General features: G+C 52.5%; 13 protein-coding genes, 2 tRNA genes and 2 rRNA genes. 15 read left to right on the top strand and 2 right to left on the bottom strand.

The window, feature by feature from the left end:
• Nucleotides 1-29: 29 nt before the first annotated feature.
• Nucleotides 30-308, bottom strand: a complete 279-nt coding sequence (locus QUD59_RS07475) for a DUF2782 domain-containing protein (RefSeq protein WP_286240565.1) — start codon at nt 306-308, stop codon at nt 30-32.
• Between the two features lie 84 nt (nt 309-392).
• On the opposite strand from QUD59_RS07475, the gene polA reads away from it, so the two are divergent.
• The 3 genes from polA to QUD59_RS07460 all read left to right on the top strand — a co-directional run bounded on the left by polA (nt 393) and on the right by QUD59_RS07460 (nt 6,907).
• A complete protein-coding gene (polA, locus tag QUD59_RS07470) occupies nt 393-3,140 on the top strand; it encodes a DNA polymerase I (protein ID WP_286240564.1) in 2,748 nt (915 codons plus the stop codon).
• A 225-nt stretch (nt 3,141-3,365) separates the two neighbouring features.
• Nucleotides 3,366-4,700 carry an ABC transporter substrate-binding protein gene (locus tag QUD59_RS07465; protein ID WP_286240563.1) on the top strand — a complete coding sequence of 445 codons (1,335 nt, stop codon included), beginning with the start codon at nt 3,366-3,368 and terminating at the stop codon, nt 4,698-4,700.
• Nucleotides 4,697-6,907 (top strand): ATP-binding protein, encoded by a 2,211-nt coding sequence (locus tag QUD59_RS07460; RefSeq protein WP_286240561.1) that lies wholly within the window; start codon nt 4,697-4,699, stop codon nt 6,905-6,907. Before QUD59_RS07465 ends, QUD59_RS07460 begins: the two co-directional genes overlap by 4 nt.
• A gap of 198 nt (nt 6,908-7,105) precedes the next feature.
• Here QUD59_RS07460 and yihA read toward each other — a convergent pair whose 3' ends face one another.
• A complete protein-coding gene (yihA, locus tag QUD59_RS07455; RefSeq protein WP_286240558.1) occupies nt 7,106-7,765 on the bottom strand; it encodes a ribosome biogenesis GTP-binding protein YihA/YsxC in 660 nt (219 codons plus the stop codon).
• A 215-nt stretch (nt 7,766-7,980) separates the two neighbouring features.
• Between yihA and QUD59_RS07450 the strand changes: the two genes are divergently transcribed.
• From QUD59_RS07450 to QUD59_RS07395, 12 genes are all read left to right on the top strand, one after another.
• Complete coding sequence (locus QUD59_RS07450; RefSeq protein ID WP_286240556.1) at nt 7,981-8,586, top strand: c-type cytochrome; 606 nt, start codon at nt 7,981-7,983, stop codon at nt 8,584-8,586.
• 113 nt (nt 8,587-8,699) lie between these two features.
• Complete coding sequence (locus QUD59_RS07445) at nt 8,700-9,323, top strand: thiol:disulfide interchange protein DsbA/DsbL (RefSeq protein WP_286240555.1); 624 nt, start codon at nt 8,700-8,702, stop codon at nt 9,321-9,323.
• Between the two features lie 143 nt (nt 9,324-9,466).
• Nucleotides 9,467-11,056, top strand: a complete 1,590-nt coding sequence (locus QUD59_RS07440) for a GGDEF domain-containing protein (protein WP_286240553.1) — start codon at nt 9,467-9,469, stop codon at nt 11,054-11,056.
• A 48-nt stretch (nt 11,057-11,104) separates the two neighbouring features.
• On the top strand, nt 11,105-12,739 hold the full coding sequence (gene ubiB / locus QUD59_RS07435; RefSeq protein WP_286240552.1) for a ubiquinone biosynthesis regulatory protein kinase UbiB: 1,635 nt from the start codon (nt 11,105-11,107) through the stop codon (nt 12,737-12,739).
• Nucleotides 12,740-12,826: 87 nt separating this feature from the next.
• Complete coding sequence (locus tag QUD59_RS07430; protein ID WP_286240551.1) at nt 12,827-13,156, top strand: phosphoribosyl-ATP diphosphatase; 330 nt, start codon at nt 12,827-12,829, stop codon at nt 13,154-13,156.
• Nucleotides 13,157-13,277: 121 nt separating this feature from the next.
• Nucleotides 13,278-13,529 carry a Sec-independent protein translocase subunit TatA gene (gene tatA / locus QUD59_RS07425; RefSeq protein WP_286240549.1) on the top strand — a complete coding sequence of 84 codons (252 nt, stop codon included), beginning with the start codon at nt 13,278-13,280 and terminating at the stop codon, nt 13,527-13,529.
• A gap of 12 nt (nt 13,530-13,541) precedes the next feature.
• Nucleotides 13,542-13,913, top strand: coding sequence for a Sec-independent protein translocase protein TatB (gene tatB, locus QUD59_RS07420; protein ID WP_286240548.1), 372 nt, complete (start codon nt 13,542-13,544; stop codon nt 13,911-13,913).
• Nucleotides 13,910-14,719: a twin-arginine translocase subunit TatC gene (tatC, locus tag QUD59_RS07415; protein ID WP_286240546.1), complete on the top strand. Its 810-nt coding sequence runs from the start codon at nt 13,910-13,912 to the stop codon at nt 14,717-14,719. The genes tatB and tatC overlap by 4 nt, the downstream gene beginning before the upstream one ends.
• A 611-nt stretch (nt 14,720-15,330) precedes the next feature.
• Nucleotides 15,331-16,871 (top strand): 16S ribosomal RNA (locus QUD59_RS07410).
• Nucleotides 16,872-16,942: 71 nt separating this feature from the next.
• Nucleotides 16,943-17,019, top strand: a tRNA-Ile gene (locus tag QUD59_RS07405).
• A 233-nt stretch (nt 17,020-17,252) separates the two neighbouring features.
• Nucleotides 17,253-17,328, top strand: a tRNA-Ala gene (locus tag QUD59_RS07400).
• 196 nt (nt 17,329-17,524) lie between these two features.
• Nucleotides 17,525-20,409, top strand: a 23S ribosomal RNA gene (locus QUD59_RS07395).
• The 16S and 23S rRNA genes sit together here with 2 tRNA genes alongside, the layout of an rRNA operon.
• Nucleotides 20,410-20,457: the final 48 nt, after the last annotated feature.

Raw genomic sequence — 20,457 nt, 5'->3', positions numbered from 1 at the left:
CGGTTGTGTCGTATTGGAGGAGGTTCCGCTTACCAGCGGAACAGCACCCATTTAGGAATCAGCATCTGAGACTCTTCGGCGCGGATAAATTCACCCTCGCCCGGTGCCGGCACCAGATAGTATTCAGGGCCGTTCTTCGGCACTACTTTGATCTCACGCAGTTCACCATTAATACGGTATTCGTAATAAGTCTTGTTGTTGTCATGGTGAATGGTGATCTGCGGATCATTCTCGTCGACCAGTGGTGGAACCTCCGCCTGGACTAGTGGAGCACTCATCAGCAGAGCGGCTAGGAGTAACTTTTTCATTTCAATTCCCTGTTTGTTGGTTTAGGCGACGGTGCATATCGACTATGATCTGACCCTTGAAGAATAACCAACCCGGGTACCCTGATGAGCGAACAGCGCCAAGCCACCAATTCTCCCCTCATTTTAGTCGACGGCTCCTCTTATTTATACCGTGCATTTTTCGCCTCTCAACAAGCCGACCTGAGAAACTCAGCCGGTGTGCCTACTGGCGCGATCCGGGTGGTCACCTCGATGCTGAAAAGTCTGATTAAACAGTATCCGGAAAGCCCGGTGGCGGTCATTTTCGATGCCAAGGGTAAAACCTTCCGTGACGAACTGTACAGCGAGTACAAGGCGCAGCGCCCGCCCATGCCGGATGATCTGCGCAGTCAGGTGGAGCCGATCCATCATATTGTTAAAGCGCTGGGTCTGCCACTGATCGTTGAAGAGGGGGTTGAGGCCGATGATGTGATCGGCACAATGGCGCGCGAAGCCAGCGCGCAGGGGATCGATACCCTGATCTCCACCGGGGATAAAGATATGGCGCAACTGGTGGATCAGCATGTCACGCTGATTAACACCATGACTGACACCCTGATGGACGTGGAGGGGGTGAAAGAGAAGTTTGGTATTCCGCCGGAACTGATTATCGATTTTCTTGCCCTGATGGGCGACAAAGTAGACAACATTCCGGGTGTGCCGGGGGTTGGCGAGAAGACGGCTCTGGCGCTGCTGCAGGGGATTGGCGGACTGAAAGATCTGTATGCCAATCTTGATAAGATTGCAGATCTGAGTTTCCGTGGTTCGAAAAGCATGGCGAAAAAGCTGGAGGAAAACCGCGAGGAAGCGGAGCTTTCCTACCTGCTGGCGACCATTAAAACCGATGTTGAGTTACATGAATCGGTGGCCGATATCGAGAAGCCACAGCCGGATACTGCACGCCTGATCGAACTGTATAAAGAGTTCGAGTTCAAAACCTGGATCAGTGAACTGGAAGGGGCGGAGAACGGCGAAACTGACAGCGCGGTGGTGGCAGAAAAGATTGCGGTTGAGTACGACGTCGTGCTGGACGAAGCCGCGCTGGATACCTGGCTGGATAAGTTATCCACAGCCGAGCTGTTTGCCTTTGATACAGAAACCACCAGCCTTAATTATATGGAAGCGGAACTGGTGGGCGTCTCCTTTGCGGTGGAAGCCGGTAAGGCGGCTTACGTGCCGGTGGCGCATGACTACATGGGCGCACCGGAGCAGATCAGCCGCGAGCGATTACTGGAAAAACTCAGACCGCTGCTGGAGAGTGAAACCCATCTTAAGGTCGGTCAGCACCTGAAGTACGATATGAACGTGCTGGCGCGTTACGACATTAAGCTGCGCGGTATCGCCTACGACACCATGCTGGAGTCCTATGTGCTGAACTCCACGGCAAGTCGTCACGATATGGATACTCTGGCAGAACGTTATCTGGGTCTGAAAACGATCAAGTTTGAAGAGATTGCCGGCAAAGGTAAGAAGCAGCTCACCTTCAACCAGATCGAGCTAGAGCAGGCCGCGCCTTATGCTGCGGAGGATGCGGATATTACTCTACGCCTGCATCAGGCGATTCATGCGCAGTTGAGTCAGGAGCCCGGTCTGGAACAGGTCTTCACCGATATTGAGAAGCCGCTGATTCCGGTACTGTCGAAGATTGAACGTAACGGTGCGCTGGTGGACGCTACCCTGCTCGGCGAGCAGAGTGTGGAACTGGCGCAACGGATGGATCAACTGGAGCGGGAAGCGTTCGATGTGGCGGGCAAGGAGTTTAATCTGGGGTCGCCGAAACAGTTACAGCAGATCCTGTTCGAAGAGCTGAACATTCCGGTTATCAAAAAAACGCCGAAAGGCGCACCCTCCACCGCGGAAGAGGTGCTGCAGGAGCTGGCACTGGAGTATCCGCTGCCAAAACTGATTCTGGAACATCGCAGCCTGAGTAAGCTGAAATCGACCTACACCGATAAACTGCCGCAGATGATCAATCCTGTGACCCGGCGCATCCACACCTCCTATCATCAGGCGGTCACTGCTACCGGGCGGCTCTCATCAACCGACCCTAACCTGCAGAATATTCCGGTGCGGACTCAGGAAGGGCGGAGAATCCGGCATGCTTTTGTGGCACCGCAAGGGTGTAAGATCGTTGCGGCGGACTACTCCCAGATTGAACTGCGAATCATGGCTCACCTGTCGCAGGATCAGGGGCTGCTGGATGCGTTCTCCAAAGGGGCTGACATTCACAGTGCCACCGCAGCCGAGGTGTTTAAGGTCGAGCTGGATCAGGTGACGGCCGATCAGCGCCGCAGTGCCAAAGCGATCAACTTCGGTCTGATCTACGGCATGTCAGCCTTTGGTCTGGCCAAGCAACTGGGGATTGCGCGTAAAGACGCCGCGCAGTACATCGAGCATTACTTTGAAACCTACCCGGGCGTACAGCGTTACATGGATGATATCCGTGCCAAAGCGGAGCAGCAGGGCTATGTTGAAACCCTGTTCGGTCGCCGTCTGTATCTGCCGGAGATCCGGGCAAAAAATGCCATGCGCCGTCAGGCAGCAGAGCGTACAGCGATCAACGCGCCGATGCAGGGAACCGCAGCCGACATTATCAAACGGGCGATGGTTCAGGTTGATCAGTGGCTGGCGGAGTCCGGGTTTGATGTACGGATGATCATGCAGGTGCACGATGAACTGGTGTTCGAGGTGCCTGAAGCGCAGGTTGATACCTTTGTCGAAGAGGTGAAAAAACGGATGGCGTCGGCGGCTGAACTGGATGTACCCTTGCTGGTAGAAGCCGGTGTCGGTGACAATTGGGAGCAGGCGCATTAAGCGGCTGTTTCTTAGATACTGAAGGCGGCTGTCAGAGCCGGTTTCAGTTTAATATCGGGTGCCTCTGGCCACGCAGTAGCGGTCGGGCACCTCAGGTCTGAATACCCTTACGGGTGATGTGATGGCCGGGCTGGCGTTGCCCCGGACGGGCCGGCTGGCATTTGCTATCACGTTAACTAGTATTGAAGGGTATTTCTGAGCTTTGCGGTGGAGTCGTTAGTAACGATGAAACACATCCTCTTGCTACTGCTGTTTGCAGCTATTCCCTGCCTGGCAGAGAGTCGTGAACCGGTTGATCTTCGCGACTGGCAGTCAGCCACGATTGACTGGAAACAATTTCAGGGAACCCAACTGACGGTTTTAGCGGATGCCCAGCCGGCTTTCTCGGCACTTGAACCCTTTCTGCCTGTGTTTGAGTCACTGACCGGGATAAAGGTTGGTTATATCCGGGCGGAGCAGTCTGACATGCGCAAACGCCGGGAGATCGATCTGGCCTCGGCAAGCGGTGTTTATGATGTGGTTCCCATCGGGGTGACGTTTCTTGGCCGCGCCTATCAGAACAACTGGCTGCTGCCTTTGCAGCCCTTTCTTAATGATTCCCGCTTAACCGATCCGCACTGGTATCAGTTTGAGGATCTCAGTCCGAACAGCCTGCGTTTATGCACGATCAACGATACGTTGCTGTCGATCCCTTTTGATTTTTCTGCGCCTGTGCTGTTTTACCGGAAAGACCTGTTTAAGCGTTTCGCTATTCCGGTACCGGATACCTACGAAGAGGTCGTGGTAGCGAAGCGACAACTGCAGGCAGCGATGGATGCGGCGGGGATGAATAACATCTACGCATTTGCCAGCCGTACCCGGGCCGGTGCCGGTCTGAATACCTGGACCGTTATCCCTGCGATCCGTGCCTACGGAGGTGAGATTCTGGATCGGGACAAGCGGCCGGTATTCAATTCGCCGGAGGCGGTGACAGCGGTGACGACCTACCGCGATATGGTTACCGGTTATGGCAACCCGCCGAATAGTCAGCTCCTGCATTTTTATGAAATCAGGCAGATGTTCAAAGAGGGGCGGCTGGCCTCGGCATTTCTGGCCTCCCACTTTTTTAATGAGATCGATACCCCGGCGAAATCGCCGATCTGGGATCAGTGGGATGCGGCGCGCCTGCCACGAGGGCCGGTTAGCCGGGAGACTTCGCCCTGGGCCTGGGCGTTTGCAATTAATGCGCACTCTGAACATAAAGAGGCCGCCTGGCTTTTTATTCAGTGGGTGACCAGCGAACCCACGGCCAAACTGCTGAATACCGGTGGTTCTCCTGCGCGGCAGAATGTCTGGCGTTCTGACTATTTTTCCCGCCTTAAAGCAGCAGGGCTGCTGGATGCCGTGGACTGGATCTTTGAGTCCGGGACCAATTCCAGTATTCAGTCGGGGATGCCGGAGTTCCCCTGGGTGGGAGAGAGGATTTCGGTGGCGTTTAATCAGATTTTTTATGGTGCCGATGTTAAGCGCACGCTGGATCAGGCGGCAGCGGAGATTGAAAAGGTGTTGTCAGCCCAATGATCAGGGAATCTAAAATACTTGGCCGTCTGATGCTGATTGTCTCCGGAGTGATTTTTTTGGTTCTCGGTGCCAGTACTGCGGTGTTTATTAAAGAGGTCCGCAGTGAACATGTTCAGAACCTGAGAACGGCAGCAAGCAATGTTGTGGCGCCGATGCTGAAAGAGATCAGGAGCCTTGCGCAGAGCAGTGACAATATTGATTGGGTGCTTAAGGTACAGTCGATCAATGCCAGACGCTTATATGAAGACCATGATTCATCCGGTGTGATCGAAATCATAGTGCTTAATCAGGATGACCGGGTGATGGCGCATAATGATATCAGGCTGGTGGGCAAGCCGATCCGGGAAGCGCTGAATATCAGCAGTATCCGCAATGGCAGTATCAGTAATGAAGGGGAATATTACTGGGTAGGTGATCCGATCTATATCGATCAGCGCTATGAACCGATCGGTACAGTGATCGTGGGGTTTCACGATTATGAGTTGCGCCAGCACGTACAGACGCTACTGCAGAAAGCGGCCACGCTGTTCCTGATCTTTTTTATGCTGGCACTGGGTTTAACCTATTACTTTGTTACCCGGCAGATTACCCGGCCTATCGTTAAGCTGGTGGAAACCTCGAAGGCGATCAGTGCCGGTGATTACACGCGAACGGTGGATGTGTCCTCAGTAGATGAAATCGGTGATCTGGCCAGAAGCCTGCAGCAGCTACAGGCCGCGATCAGGGATAAAGTGACAGATCTTGAAAGCTACAAGGCCCATCTGGAAGAGGAGGTTAAAAAGCGAACCTGTGAGTATCTGGCTGCCAAGGTTGAAGCCGAGGAATCAAACCGTGCCAAAAGCCGCTTTCTGGCGAATATGTCCCATGAACTGCGCACCCCGCTGAATGCTGTACTGGGCTTTTCTGAAATTCTGCATGCCCGTGAGACCTCCGCAGAAAAGCTTAATTATCTCAGCTCGATCAATTCGGCCGGTAATACACTGCTGGCGCTGATTAATGAGGTGCTGGATTTTTCTAAAATTGAGTCCGGCAAAATGGAGGTGCAATACACCCCGTTTTCACCGCGGGAGCTGTTGCAGGAGGTACGGGCCATGTTTGAGCAACGTGCTGCCGAGAGTGATCTCCGGCTGGTGACTCACTGCTCCGAAGGATTGCCTGATTACCTGCTGTGTGATGCCTTTCGTCTTAAGCAGGTGATGATGAACCTCTGTTCCAACGCGATTAAATTTACCGCAGACGGGCAGGTTACGCTGAATCTGGAGGCTCATGATCTGAGGCCTCAGGAGAGACGGGTTACGTTAGTGCTCAGTGTCAGTGACACCGGCAAAGGGATACCTAAGGATCAGCAGGAAGCCATCTTCAGCGCTTTTGAACAGGTTAAAGGTCAGCAGGCTTCAGAATATGGCGGGACGGGGCTGGGGTTGGCGATCACCCAGAAGCTGGTGGGGTTACTTCGGGGGGATATTCGGGTCGAGAGCGAAGGCGCGGGGCAGGGGTCTGCCTTTATTGTGACGATTCCTGATCTAGAAATTACTGATCGGGACCCGCTTCAGGATGAACTGGCTGCCAGGGCCGATAAGCAATACCGTTTTGCCCCGGCAACCCTGTTGCTGGTGGATGATATTCCCTACAACAGAGATCTGGTGATGACGTATCTGGCCGGTCAGCCATTTAAGTTCCTGCAGGCTAATGATGGTCAGGAGGCGTTAGCCCTGCTGGAACATTCCGTGCCGGATATGATCCTGACCGATCTGAAGATGCCCGTTATGGATGGCCACCAGTTGCTGATAGAGATTAGTCGGCGATACCCGCAGCGCAGTTACCCGATTATGTTACTGACGGCCTCGGTACAGGACTCTGACCTGCGTGATAATGCCGGTTTATGCGAGGAAATTATCTCCAAGCCGGTTTGCCAGAGTGCACTGTTGTCGGCGATGGCCCGGTACCTGCGTGTTGATATTACAGATAAGCCGCCGCAGTCAGCAGAGCATAACGGAGCCGGCCTGACAGAACTGCTGCTGACTGCGGATCAGGCTGAAAAAATATTCCTGCTGGCGCAGCAGGGGGATATCTCCGGTTTGGAAATGACCGTTGAAGAGATAGGCGACAATGTCACGCGGCAGTGGTTTCAGGAGCACGTGGCGGATTTTAAACTGGACGACATTATGCGCCGTTCAGCGCGTCTGCTTGAGCGTCAGCAGCCTTAAACCACGGTGGGAGAGAACCGTCCGGGAGTCTTCTGCTGAATTTTGAATGGCTCGGGAACTTTTCCGTTACAGGCGGGTCAGTATTGTTGGAGTCACTGATTTTATCTCCATGCCATGGTGGTGACTCTCTACAACAAGCATGCGTTAAAGCCCTGAGAAATTGAAAGTTCCCCTTCCTAAGTTTCCCAGGGCTTTCTTTTATTCGGCGTCGGCAGGCAGTTCCGCGTCGCTGAAGTCCTCTTCCGGTATCAGCCAGGAGTCCAGTTGCTGGCGTAACTGATCAACACCCTGTTTTTTCAGAGCGGAAAAAGTCTGCACGGTAACCAGATCGCCAAGCACGGCGCGTAGCTGTTTCTGCACCTGTAACTTAGTGGACTGTGCCGGGCCTTTTTTCAGCTTATCTGCTTTGGTCAGCAGCACATGCAGTGGCATCTGCGCAGTCAGGCACCAGTCGACCATCATCTGGTCAAACTCCTTCATCGGATGACGGATATCCATCACCAGTACCACGCCCTGCAGGCACTGGCGTTTCTGCAGGTATTCATCCAGATGCTGCTGCCAGTGCTGTTTCATCGCCACCGGGACCTTGGCATAGCCGTAACCCGGCAGGTCAACAATGCGAATATTCTCGACGTTAAGGTCAAAAAAGTTGATTAGCTGAGTACGGCCGGGAGTTTTTGAGGTCCGTGCCAGCTTATTGTTATTGGTCAGGGTGTTGATTGCACTGGATTTACCCGCATTGGAACGGCCGGCAAAAGCAACCTCCGCACCCACATCGGCCGGACACTGGTGTAATTTGGCCGCACTTTTATTGAAACGGGCGCTGTTGTAGTGAACGGTTATTTGATCTGAAGCCATAGTTTGGGTCGCTTTTTTGGGAATCGCTACTAAAGGAACTGAGATTGCCGTTCCAGTTTGTGTGGATATTGGTTTATAATTGCGCCAATTTTACCTGCGATCAGGCTTTAGCTCTAGTCCGCAGGGAAGTGAGGATAAGATCGGTCTACCGCGTTGGCAGCAATGTCCGCACCGGGCCGTCCAACAATTTTAATAGCAAGAGTCTGGGTTCATCGATGAATAAACTACTGATTAGCTTGCTGGTGACCATTGGTATCACTGGTGTAGCTCACGCAGCAGGTGATGCTGCTGCAGGTAAAGGCAAAACGGCTGTTTGTGCTGCCTGTCACGGTGCTGACGGCAATAGCGCGATCGCAAACTTCCCTAAACTGGCGGGTCAGAACGAAGCATACCTGATCAAGCAGATGAACGACATCAAAGCTGGCGATCGTCCGGTAGTTGAGATGACGGGTCTGCTGGATCCTCTGAGCGATCAGGATATCGCTGATATCGCTGCTTTCTTCGCTAAGCAGAACGGCACTGTCGGTCATGCTGCAAAAGATCTGGTCGAGCAGGGTCAGAAAATCTACCGCGGTGGTATTGCTGCCAAAGGCGTAGCAGCATGTACTGCTTGCCACTCACCAACAGGTCAGGGTAATGCTCAGGCCGGCTTCCCAGCGATTGGCGGTCAGCATGCCGCTTACACTGAGAAGCAGTTGATGGCGTTCCGTAAAGGTGAGCGTAACAATGATCCGCAGCAGATGATGCAGGATATCGCGGCTAAACTGAGCGATGCAGAGATCAAAGCGGTAGCAAGCTACATTCAGGGACTGAGCAAGTAAGTTCAGTCCGGATTCAAAAAAGGCAGCGTAAGCTGCTTTTTTTATGGGTGGGTGGAACTTAAGCGACAGAGCCGGGTCTACCCACCGTCTTATTGTGTTCGGAGCGAGAGAGTATGAAAAAACTGGGATTAGTATTGATTGCCCTGTTCCTGCCGATGCTGGCGCAGGCAGAGGAGTACCGGGAAGGCGAGCATTATGTGAAGATCTCAACGCCGGTTCGCACTGCGGATCAGAGCAAGGTGGAAGTGGTTGAGATGTTCGGTTATCCCTGCCCACACTGTAACAGCTTCGAACCGCTGTTGAGCCATTGGACTGAGAATAAAGCGGATGATGTTAATTTTGTTCGTGTACCGGTGGTGTTCGGTCGTAGCTGGGAGCCGATGGCCCGGGCGTACTATGCATCCGAACTGCTGAAGACGCTGGATAAAACCCATGAAGCGACCTTTAACGCGGTGCACGTAGAGCGTCGTCGTCTGCGTAGCCAGGAAGACTTTGCCGATTTTTATGCGAAGCTGGGTGTGGATGCCGGACAGTTCAACAAAATGTATGACTCCTTTGCGGTCAACATGAAGTTGAAGCAGGGTGACTCTAAACTCCGTGGCTATGGTGTTGAAGGTGTTCCGTCGATGATTGTTAACGGCAAATACCGGACAACCGCAGGTATGGCGGGCGGTCAGAAGCAGATGCTTGATGTGGTTAATTATCTGGTCGAAAAAGAGCGCAGCCAGGCTCAGTAACCCGGCTCTTATCCTTTAGTCAATTAAAACGCCCATCCTCGGGCGTTTTTTCGTTTCTGCTTGATTTAAAGCCTAGTGCCTCAAACAGAGTTCGACTACCATGAAGCTTGCGGAATGTTAGTTGCGGACACCGGGGCATTAGCGTGGCGGTAGATCAGGTAGACTGGAAGAAAAAGTATCGGGAACTGGCTCATGAGCTGGAACGGAAAGAGCGTGACAGTGCAGATGCTGAGCAGCATCTGCGGCAGCTTTCCAGCTACATGGCGATCGCGCTGGAGGGTGAGAACCCCCAGTTGGACAGTGAGATCTCTACGTTAAAGTCACTTCTGCAGGAACCCGCCGGAGAAAACATTGGTTTTCTGAAAAAAATCAGCCGCCGCGTTGAAAAGCAGATCCAGAACCGCGAAGACCTTCGCACCAAAAATGTCCGTCAGATTGTCCAGTCACTGCTGCGTTGGGTTCGTATGTTGCGAACGCAGGTCCAGAACGCAGGCTCACAGAATCTCCTTGATGCGCTTGAACGGCGCAGTAATGAAGTTGAAGAAAAAATCTATGAGCTGCCGTCTGTCCTGTCTGAGCTGATCGAGCTGCAGAGTCACATTGAAACCGGCACGGAAGATAATCATGAGATCAGCGAGAGTGATTTCTCGCTGGACACCACGGCCAGCAGTGAAGCGCTGGGTGATGAAGTCCGGATCCTGTTGAAGCGGATCGGTGCCGAGTTGCTGGAACTGATCAGCGGTTTGTTTGTGCCGAAAGAAGAAACACCGAATGCACGCGAACTGGTGAAGCGGATTGAGCAGGGCTTCGAATTACCGCATCTGGCCGAGATCGTACATCAGGTTGTCCAACTGGTGATCAAGGCCACCAGTAACACCAGTGAAGATTTTGAAAACTACCTGCTGGAACTCAGTTCCCGGCTGACCGAGGTGCAAACCTTCGTCGCCGATAGCCGGGAGGAACAGCAGGCGGTTGGTAAACACCAGCGTGAACTGGATATTCAGGTACGCCGGGATGTGAAAAACCTGCATCAGACCGTGAAGAATACCCACGATATCGGTGACCTGAAAAAAGCGGTGTCCCAGCAGTTGTCGGGTCTGGTTCGGGCGATGGATAACTTCAAACGCAAAGAAGAAGAGCGTGAAACCCGTCTGCAGGGGCGTTATGAAGATCTGATCGGCAAAGTCGAGCAGATGGAGCAGGAGACCCGCAAGGTCAAAGCCCATATGGAGGAGGAGCGTCTCCGTGCCCGTACCGATCCACTGACAGGTTTACCTAACCGGGCTGCCTATGATGAGCATCTGGCGCAGGAATATGAGCGCTGGTCTCGCTATCGTACCCCGTTTTCGGTGGTGGTGGCTGATCTTGACTACTTCAAGAGAGTAAACGATACCTATGGCCACCTGGCCGGCGACAAAGTGCTTCGTCTGGTCGCTAAAGTTGTCACCAAAATTATTCGGGTTACTGATTTTGTGGCCCGCTTTGGTGGCGAGGAATTTGTTGTTATCCTTCCATCCACTTCTGTAGCAGAAGCCGAGCAGGCAATGGACAAGTTGCGTCAGGCTCTGCAGGACAGCCCGTTTAATTTCCATGGCAAGCCCGTGGGGATTACAATGTCGTTCGGTGTGACTGAAATCAGAGAGGGAGATTCTCTGGATGATGTCTTTACCCGTGCCGATGAAGCGCTTTATCAGGCGAAAGAAGAGGGGCGTAACCTGGTACGGATCAAGTAAGTCCGGTTCAGCCCCACAAACTATTCATAGAAACAAGGTTTCCACGCAGTGAAGCGTCTTTCACGTATTCTGAAAATTGTTCAGGTTTTTGCCCGTTATCGTCTTGATACGCTGTTTCTGGGGCTGGCTCTGCCCTGGTATGCCCGTTTGCTGTTCTGGTTGCTGCCCTGGCGTCTGTTTATTCCGGCCCGTCAGCCTGAAGCCGTCCGGGTTCGGCTGGCACTGGAAGCTTTGGGGCCCGTGTTTGTAAAGTTTGGTCAGATGTTGTCCACGCGCCGTGATCTGCTGCCGGATGATCTGGCGGAGGAGCTGAAACGATTGCAGGATCGGGTGCCGCCCTTTTCGGGTGCTCAGGCTCAGGCGATAATTGAGCAGGCCCTGCAGCAGCCGGTATCTGAACTGTTTGCTGAATTTGAAGTTGAACCCATGGCTTCGGCGTCGGTGGCGCAGGTGCATAAAGCGACCATGCGCGACGGGCGTGAGGTGGTGGTGAAGGTGATTCGTCCGGGGATCGGTAAAACGATCCGTAAGGATGTGGATCTGCTCTTTACCCTGGCTCGTCTGGTACACAATGTCTGGCAGGAAGGGAGACGCCTGCGTCCGGTGGAAGTGGTGTCTGAATACGAGCAGACCATCTTTGATGAGCTCGATCTGCGTAAAGAGGCTGCAAACGGTTCCCAGTTACGGCGGAATTTCGAGAACAGCGATATTCTCTATGTGCCGGAAATCTACTGGGATTTTACCCGCGCTAACGTACTGGTGATGGAGCGTATCCACGGCATTCCTGTCGCCGAGGTAGAACAGCTTCAGGCACAGAATACCAACATGCAGATGCTGGCGGAGCGGGGTGTCGAGATCTTCTTCACGCAGGTGTTCCGCGATAGTTTCTTCCATGCAGATATGCATCCGGGGAATATCTTTGTCTCCCGGCAGAACCCGTCGGCTCCGCAGTATATTGCGGTAGACTTCGGCATCATCGGTTCCCTGACACCGGAAGATCAGAGTTATCTGGCGCGTAACTTCCTCGCGTTCTTTAAACGGGATTATCGTCAGGTCGCGCAACTGCACGTCGACTCAGGCTGGGTACCGGCGGATACTAATGTAGATGCATTTGAAACGGCGATCCGCAGTGTCTGCGAACCCATTTTTGAAAAACCGCTGAAAGAGATATCGTTCGGTCAGGTACTGCTGGGTCTCTTCCAGACCGCGCGGCGTTTTAATATGGAAGTGCAGCCGCAGCTTGTACTGCTACAGAAAACACTCCTCAATATTGAAGGGCTGGGACGCCAGCTCTATCCCGATCTGGATCTGTGGAAAACCGCCAAGCCATTCCTGGAAGACTGGATGAAGGAACGGATGGGGCCGAAAGGGGTCTACCGCAGTATCAAGCAGCAGGCACCGGACTGGCTGGAAAAGATGCCACACATGCCACAGCTTGTGTTTGATGCGTTGAGCCAGTTGCGCAATCTGGACAACAGCCGTCAGCGGGATATACGCGCCTACCAGCAGGCCCGTGATGAACTGCAGAGTAAGCGTAGTCAGAAGAGAAATCTGGGCCTGCTGCTTCTGGCCAGTGCCTTTGTTGCCGGAAATCCGGTACTGCTGGAATGGCTGTGTGAACTGCCTGCGGCAAGCTGGGCGCTGGGGGCAGTGGGGCTGGTACTGTTGCTAAGGCGCGGTTGACCTCTGCATTTCAGGGTATGGTCGAAACTATAGGGTTCGGGTATGCTTCCGCAACATTAACTGGCTTTAACGGTAGTGAGAGAACGTATGAGTGATGTATTAAAACAACTGGGTGAAGTACTGGAACAGCGTAAAAGTGCATCGCCGGACAGCTCTTACGTCTCCAGCCTGCACGCTAAAGGGCTGAACAAGATTCTTGAAAAGGTCGGCGAAGAAGCGACCGAAACAATCCTTGCGGCCAAAGATGCAGAACGAAGTGGTGACAACAGCGACCTGATTTATGAAACCGCCGATTTGTGGTTTCACAGCCTGGTGGCCCTGTCACATTTAGGTGAACAGCCGCAGGTAGTATTGGATGAACTGGCAAGACGTTTTGATCTGTCAGGCCTTGAAGAGAAAGCATCGCGTAGTAAATGATGCATCGCTGAAGCTGGCTCCGATCTGGCGTTCACGCTAGTCTGAGCTGCAACAGTGCAGTTATATCTTTTTATTTTTTAGCAGGCCGTCGGGTTCCTGCCATGTGAAACGGAGAATAAAAATGGGTTTAGGTGGTATCAGTATCTGGCAGCTTTTGATCGTTCTGGCCATTATCATTTTGATTTTCGGCACCAAAAAGTTCAAAAACATCGGCAGTGATCTGGGCGGAGCAGTCAAAGGCTTCAAGAAAGCGATGAGCGACGAGGAAAAGGCTGAAGAAAAGGCGGATCCGAAACAGCTCAAGCAGGAAGATGCCGATTTTACCGACGCGAAAAAAGCTGACGTAAAAGACGAGCAGAAGCCGGAAAAGTAACAGGCAGCCCGCATGTTTGATATAGGCTTTGCTGAGCTGCTGATTGTGGCTGTAGTGGCATTGGTGGTGCTGGGGCCGGATAAACTCCCCCTGGCCGTTAAAACGGTTGGTCTCTGGGTTGGTCGTATTCGACGCACCGTGTCATCCATACAGTCTGAAATCAGTGAAGAACTCCGGGTGGAGGAGCTGAAGCGCACCACGGCTATTAAGAAAGAGGAGCTGGAGCAGGAGCTGAATGAGATGAGTCAGCCGTTCCGTGCACCTGTGGATGTGGAGCCGCCGCCTGCTGCAGAAGCAGGAGTATCGCCCGATGAACCGCCTGCCAGTAAAGCCTCTGCCACTGAGCCGTCCCCTAAAGATCAAGCGAACCCAGAGAAACAATGAGCGAACATCGTCCCGAGATGCCGGAGCAGGATCAGGAGCAACCGCTGATCAGTCATCTGGTAGAGCTGCGCCAGCGGCTGGTACACGTATTACTGATGGTCCTGGTGGTTTTCCTCGGCCTGTTCTATTTTGCTAACGATCTGTATACCTATCTGTCAGCTCCGCTGACCGCGTTGTTGCCGGAAGGCACCAGCATGATAGCGACCGACGTCACATCTCCTTTCTTCGCACCGTTTAAACTGACGCTGGTACTGGCCATTTTCCTGGCCATGCCATTTGTACTGCACCAGATCTGGGGCTTCATTGCACCGGGGCTTTATAAGCACGAAAAACGGCTGGCGGTACCTCTGCTGATCTCCAGCATCTTCCTGTTTTATGCCGGCATCGCGTTTGCTTATTTCGTCGTCTTCCCGTTGATCTTCGGTTTCTTTACCAGTGTTGGGCCTGAGAACGTAGCGGTAATGACTGACATCAGTAGTTACCTGAACTTTGTACTCAAGCTGTTTTTCGCTTTTGGTATCGTGTTTGAGATTCCGATTGCAACCATGTTGTTGATCTGGACCGGTGCGGCGACTGTTCAGGGGCTGCGCGACAAGCGTGCTTATGTCATCGTTGCATGCTTCGTCCTGGGCATGTTACTGACCCCACCGGATGTAATCTCCCAAAGCCTGCTGGCAGTACCGATGTGGTTGCTGTTTGAGGCGGGAATTATTCTGGCGATCATCTTCGTGCGAAAGGGTGAAGATGAAGAAGATATAGAAGAAGAATTCGAGCAGGCGATTGATGAAGAGGAAAACAACCGCTGATTGCAGAGTATAAGTGTTAAACAAAGAGGCGCCGTCAGGCGCCTTTTCTGTTTCTGCCCGCCGTAAAACCACCCGCTCTGTACAGATAACGAACAGCGCTGATTGTTTAGTGATCAAAAAGGGCCGAGATGGCACTTTTTTACGGTTTTTTTCAGTTTTTTTACGACAGGGTGTTGACCCTTTTTCAGATCTCTGTAGAATTCGCCGTCCTTGCTTAGGGAGGCCGCCGAAACGGGGCTGATTGAGCTAAACAAGGTGCTTAGTAAGTACTTGAATCCATTGGGTTTTAACGGTGCTTACGGAGCAGGATTCAAAGTCCGGTTGCTGAGTAAAAAATTTTACAAAATTGCAAAATAAACGGTTGACTTTGAGTGAGCGCAAAGTAGAATATGCGCCTCGCTTGAGACGAAACATCAAGCAACGCTCTTTAACAATTTGATCAGATAATTCGTGTGGGCGCTTGTTGAGACAACGCAACATTTACTTGTCTAGACAAGCAACCAAGTGAATTCATTTAAGCGATTTACAAATAGGTTTAACGTTCTTAAGAATGTTATCCGGTTGTTTAGTACTAGAGCCCGTTACCACATTCCTGGTAACACATATGATTTAAACTGAAGAGTTTGATCATGGCTCAGATTGAACGCTGGCGGCAGGCCTAACACATGCAAGTCGAACGGTAACAGGACTAGCTTGCTAGTTGCTGACGAGTGGCGGACGGGTGAGTAACGCGTAGGAATCTACCAAGTAGTGGGGGATAAGCCAGAGAAATTTGGTCTAATACCGCATACGTCCTTCGGGAGAAAGCAGGGGATCTTCGGACCTTGTGCTATTTGATGAGCCTGCGTGAGATTAGCTTGTTGGTGAGGTAATGGCTCACCAAGGCAACGATCTCTAGCTGGTCTGAGAGGATGATCAGCCACACTGGGACTGAGACACGGCCCAGACTCCTACGGGAGGCAGCAGTGGGGAATATTGCACAATGGGCGCAAGCCTGATGCAGCCATGCCGCGTGTGTGAAGAAGGCCCTAGGGTTGTAAAGCACTTTCAGCAGTGAGGAAAGGGGTGTAGTTAATACCTGCATCCTGTGACGTTAACTGCAGAAGAAGCACCGGCTAACTCCGTGCCAGCAGCCGCGGTAATACGGAGGGTGCGAGCGTTAATCGGAATTACTGGGCGTAAAGCGCGCGTAGGTGGATTGGTCAGTCAGATGTGAAAGCCCCGGGCTCAACCTGGGAACTGCACCTGATACTGCCAGTCTAGAGTACGGTAGAGGGTAGTGGAATTTCCTGTGTAGCGGTGAAATGCGTAGATATAGGAAGGAACACCAGTGGCGAAGGCGACTACCTGGACCGATACTGACACTGAGGTGCGAAAGCGTGGGGAGCAAACAGGATTAGATACCCTGGTAGTCCACGCCGTAAACGATGTCTACTAGCCGTTGGGGGACTTGATCTTTTAGTGGCGCAGCTAACGCGATAAGTAGACCGCCTGGGGAGTACGGCCGCAAGGTTAAAACTCAAATGAATTGACGGGGGCCCGCACAAGCGGTGGAGCATGTGGTTTAATTCGAAGCAACGCGAAGAACCTTACCAACTCTTGACATCCTGCGAACTTGCTAGAGATAGCTTGGTGCCTTCGGGAACGCAGAGACAGGTGCTGCATGGCTGTCGTCAGCTCGTGTTGTGAAATGTTGGGTTAAGTCCCGTAACGAGCGCAACCCTTGTCCTTATTTGCCAGCACGTAATGGTGGGAACTCTAAGGAGACTGCCGGTGACAAACCGGAGGAAGGTGGGGACGACGTCAAGTCATCATGGCCCTTACGAGTTGGGCTACACACGTGCTACAATGGCCGGTACAGAGGGCCGCGAACCTGCGAGGGTAAGCTAATCTCAGAAAACCGGTCGTAGTCCGGATTGGAGTCTGCAACTCGACTCCATGAAGTCGGAATCGCTAGTAATCGCGAATCAGAATGTCGCGGTGAATACGTTCCCGGGCCTTGTACACACCGCCCGTCACACCATGGGAGTGGATTGCACCAGAAGTAGCTAGCTTAACCTTCGGGAGGGCGGTTACCACGGTGTGGTTCATGACTGGGGTGAAGTCGTAACAAGGTAGCCCTAGGGGAACCTGGGGCTGGATCACCTCCTTAACGAATGCCGCGTCTCGGCAAGCGTTCACACGAATTATCTGATCAGAAAGTGAAGAGAGCAAAAGCGTAGTAGGCTTGTAGCTCAGCTGGTTAGAGCGCACCCCTGATAAGGGTGAGGTCGGTGGTTCAAGTCCACTCAGGCCTACCAATTTTTACTCACTCAGCGTTAAGTTCACGTCGCATAGCAGGCTATGCGTCCTTAGAACTTGCCTTGATTGAGCAAAAATACGTGCCCTGGCAAGTTTGGCTAGGAGGCTTTACGCAGGAATTTTTGCCTTTAGGCAAGGCGTCCGCCGGAGCGAACGAAGGCGCAACCCTCGATGGGTTGTAACTGAGTAAGCGACCAGGAGAACGCAGCATAAAGCAAAAAGACCAAGTAAAGGGGCTATAGCTCAGCTGGGAGAGCGCCTGCTTTGCACGCAGGAGGTCTGCGGTTCGATCCCGCATAGCTCCACCATTACTCTTAAGAGTTTTAAAACATAACGCATACTGATGCCTTATCTTTTAAAGCTTTTGCTTTAAACGCTCTTTAACAATTTGGATTTGATTCATTTGATTTAGATTTGACATGTAGATTTTCTACATGCGCCAATTCGGCGAAATCTATCGTTACTTTTACAAGTTACTGTGATCCAGACGCCTTCGGGTTATATGGTCAAGTGACTAAGCGTGCACGGTGGATGCCTTGGCAGTCAGAGGCGATGAAGGACGTTGTAGCCTGCGATAAGGCTAGGGGAGTCGGCAAACAGGCTTTGATCCTAGCATTTCCGAATGGGGAAACCCACCTGTTTACAGGTATCTTATAGCTGAATACATAGGCTATAGGAGGCGAACCCGGGGAACTGAAACATCTAAGTACCCGGAGGAAAAGAAATCAACCGAGATTCCCTAAGTAGCGGCGAGCGAACGGGGACCAGCCCTTAAGCGGTATTGTAGTTAGCAGAACACTCTGGAAAGTGTGGCCATAGTGGGTGATAGCCCCGTATGCGAAAACTTATATACCGTGAAATCGAGTAGGACGGCGCACGTGAAACGCTGTCTGAATATGGGGGGACCATCCTCCAAGGCTAAATACTCCTGACTGACCGATAGTGAACCAGTACCGTGAGGGAAAGGCGAAAAGAACCCCTGTGAGGGGAGTGAAATAGACCCTGAAACCGTGTACGTACAAGCAGTGGGAGCCGTTTTCGGACGGTGACTGCGTACCTTTTGTATAATGGGTCAGCGACTTACTTTTAGTGGCAAGGTTAAGCGTTTGCGGAGCCGTAGGGAAACCGAGTCTTAATAGGGCGTCCAGTCGCTAGGAGTAGACCCGAAACCGAGTGATCTATCCATGGGCAGGTTGAAGATGCGGTAACACGCATTGGAGGACCGAACCGACTGTCGTTGAAAAGCCAGCGGATGACTTGTGGATAGGAGTGAAAGGCTAATCAAACTCGGAGATAGCTGGTTCTCCTCGAAAACTATTTAGGTAGTGCCTCATGTCTCACCATTGGGGGTAGAGCACTGTTTCGGCTAGGGGGTCATCCCGACTTACCAACCCGATGCAAACTCCGAATACCAATGAGTGCAATCATGGGAGACACACGGCGGGTGCTAACGTCCGTCGTGGAAAGGGAAACAACCCAGACCGCCAGCTAAGGTCCCAAAGTTCATACTAAGTGGGAAACGATGTGGGAAGGCTTAGACAGCTAGGAGGTTGGCTTAGAAGCAGCCACCCTTTAAAGAAAGCGTAATAGCTCACTAGTCGAGTCGGCCCGCGCGGAAGATATAACGGGGCTAAGTATGACACCGAAGCTGCGGATGCCATTTATGGCATGGTAGAGGAGCGTTCTGTAAGCCGTTGAAGCTCAAGCCGTAAGGCAGGGTGGAGGTATCAGAAGTGCGAATGCTGACATGAGTAACGATAAGGGAGGTGAAAACCCTCCCCGCCGGAAGACCAAGGGTTCCTATCCAACGCTATTCGAGGTAGGGTGAGTCGGCCCCTAAGGCGAGGCTGAAGAGCGTAGCCGATGGGAAACAGGTTAATATTCCTGTACTGCTCACAACTGCGATGGGGGGACGGAGAAGGCTAGGCCAGCGCGGCGTTGGTTGTCCGCGTTTAAGGTAGTAGGTTGAGTGCTTAGGTAAATCCGGGCGCTTAAGACCGAGAACTGATGACGAGGTCCCATGTGGACTGAAGTGGTTGATGCCATGCTTCCAGGAAAAGCCTCTAAGCTTCAGGTTGTGACTAACCGTACCCTAAACCGACACAGGTGGTCAGGTAGAGAATACTAAGGCGTATGAGAAAACTCGGGTGAAGGAACTAGGCAAAATGGCACCGTAACTTCGGGAGAAGGTGCGCCGCTGATGGTGATGAGACTTGCTCTCTAAGCTGTTGGCGGTCGAAGATACCAGGTGGCTGCGACTGTTTATTAAAAACATAGCACTCTGCAAACTCGAAAGAGGACGTATAGGGTGTGACGCCTGCCCGGTGCCGGAAGGTTAATTGATGGGGTTAGCGTAAGCGAAGCTCTTGATCGAAGCCCCGGTAAACGGCGGCCGTAACTATAACGGTCCTAAGGTAGCGAAATTCCTTGTCGGGTAAGTTCCGACCTGCACGAATGGCGTAACGATGGCCACACTGTCTCCACCCGAGACTCAGTGAAATTGAAATAGCTGTTAAGATGCAGTTTACCCGCGGCTAGACGGAAAGACCCCGTGAACCTTTACTACAGCTTCACAGTGGACTTTGATATTACTTGTGTAGGATAGCTGGGAGGCTTTGAAACCTTGTCGCCAGATAAGGTGGAGCCAATCTTGAAATACCAGCCTGGTAATATTGAGGTTCTAACCCAGGTCCCTAAGCGGGATCGGGGACATTGTGTGGTGGGTAGTTTGACTGGGGCGGTCTCCTCCCAAAGAGTAACGGAGGAGCACGAAGGTACCCTCAGCATGGTCGGAAATCATGCAATGAGCGCAAGAGTAGAAGGGTGCTTGACTGCGAGACAGACACGTCGAGCAGGTACGAAAGTAGGTTCTAGTGATCCGGTGGTTCTGTATGGAAGGGCCATCGCTCAACGGATAAAAGGTACTCCGGGGATAACAGGCTGATACCGCCCAAGAGTTCACATCGACGGCGGTGTTTGGCACCTCGATGTCGGCTCATCACATCCTGGGGCTGAAGCCGGTCCCAAGGGTATGGCTGTTCGCCATTTAAAGTGGTACGCGAGCTGGGTTTAGAACGTCGTGAGACAGTTCGGTCCCTATCTGCCGTGGGCGTTTGAGATTTGAGAAGAGTTGCTCCTAGTACGAGAGGACCGGAGTGAACGAACCTCTGGTGTTCCGGTTGTGATGCCAATTGCATTGCCGGGTAGCTATGTTCGGACGGGATAACCGCTGAAAGCATCTAAGCGGGAAGCCTCCTTCAAGATGAGATCTCACTGGGACCTTGAGTCCCCTAAAGGGCCGTTTAAGACTAAGACGTTGATAGGCGGGGTGTGGAAGCGCTGTGAGGCGTTGAGCTAACCCGTACTAATTGCCCGTGAGGCTTGACCATATAACGCCCAAGGCGTTTGGCAAGTGACTTGTAAGTGCGAAAGCACGA

The sequence above is a fragment of the Neptuniibacter halophilus genome (assembly GCF_030295765.1).
Lineage (GTDB): Bacteria > Pseudomonadota > Gammaproteobacteria > Pseudomonadales > Balneatricaceae > Neptuniibacter > Neptuniibacter halophilus.
Note: the sequence above shows the minus strand (reverse complement) of the source record. Positions and strands in the feature narration are given on the sequence as shown.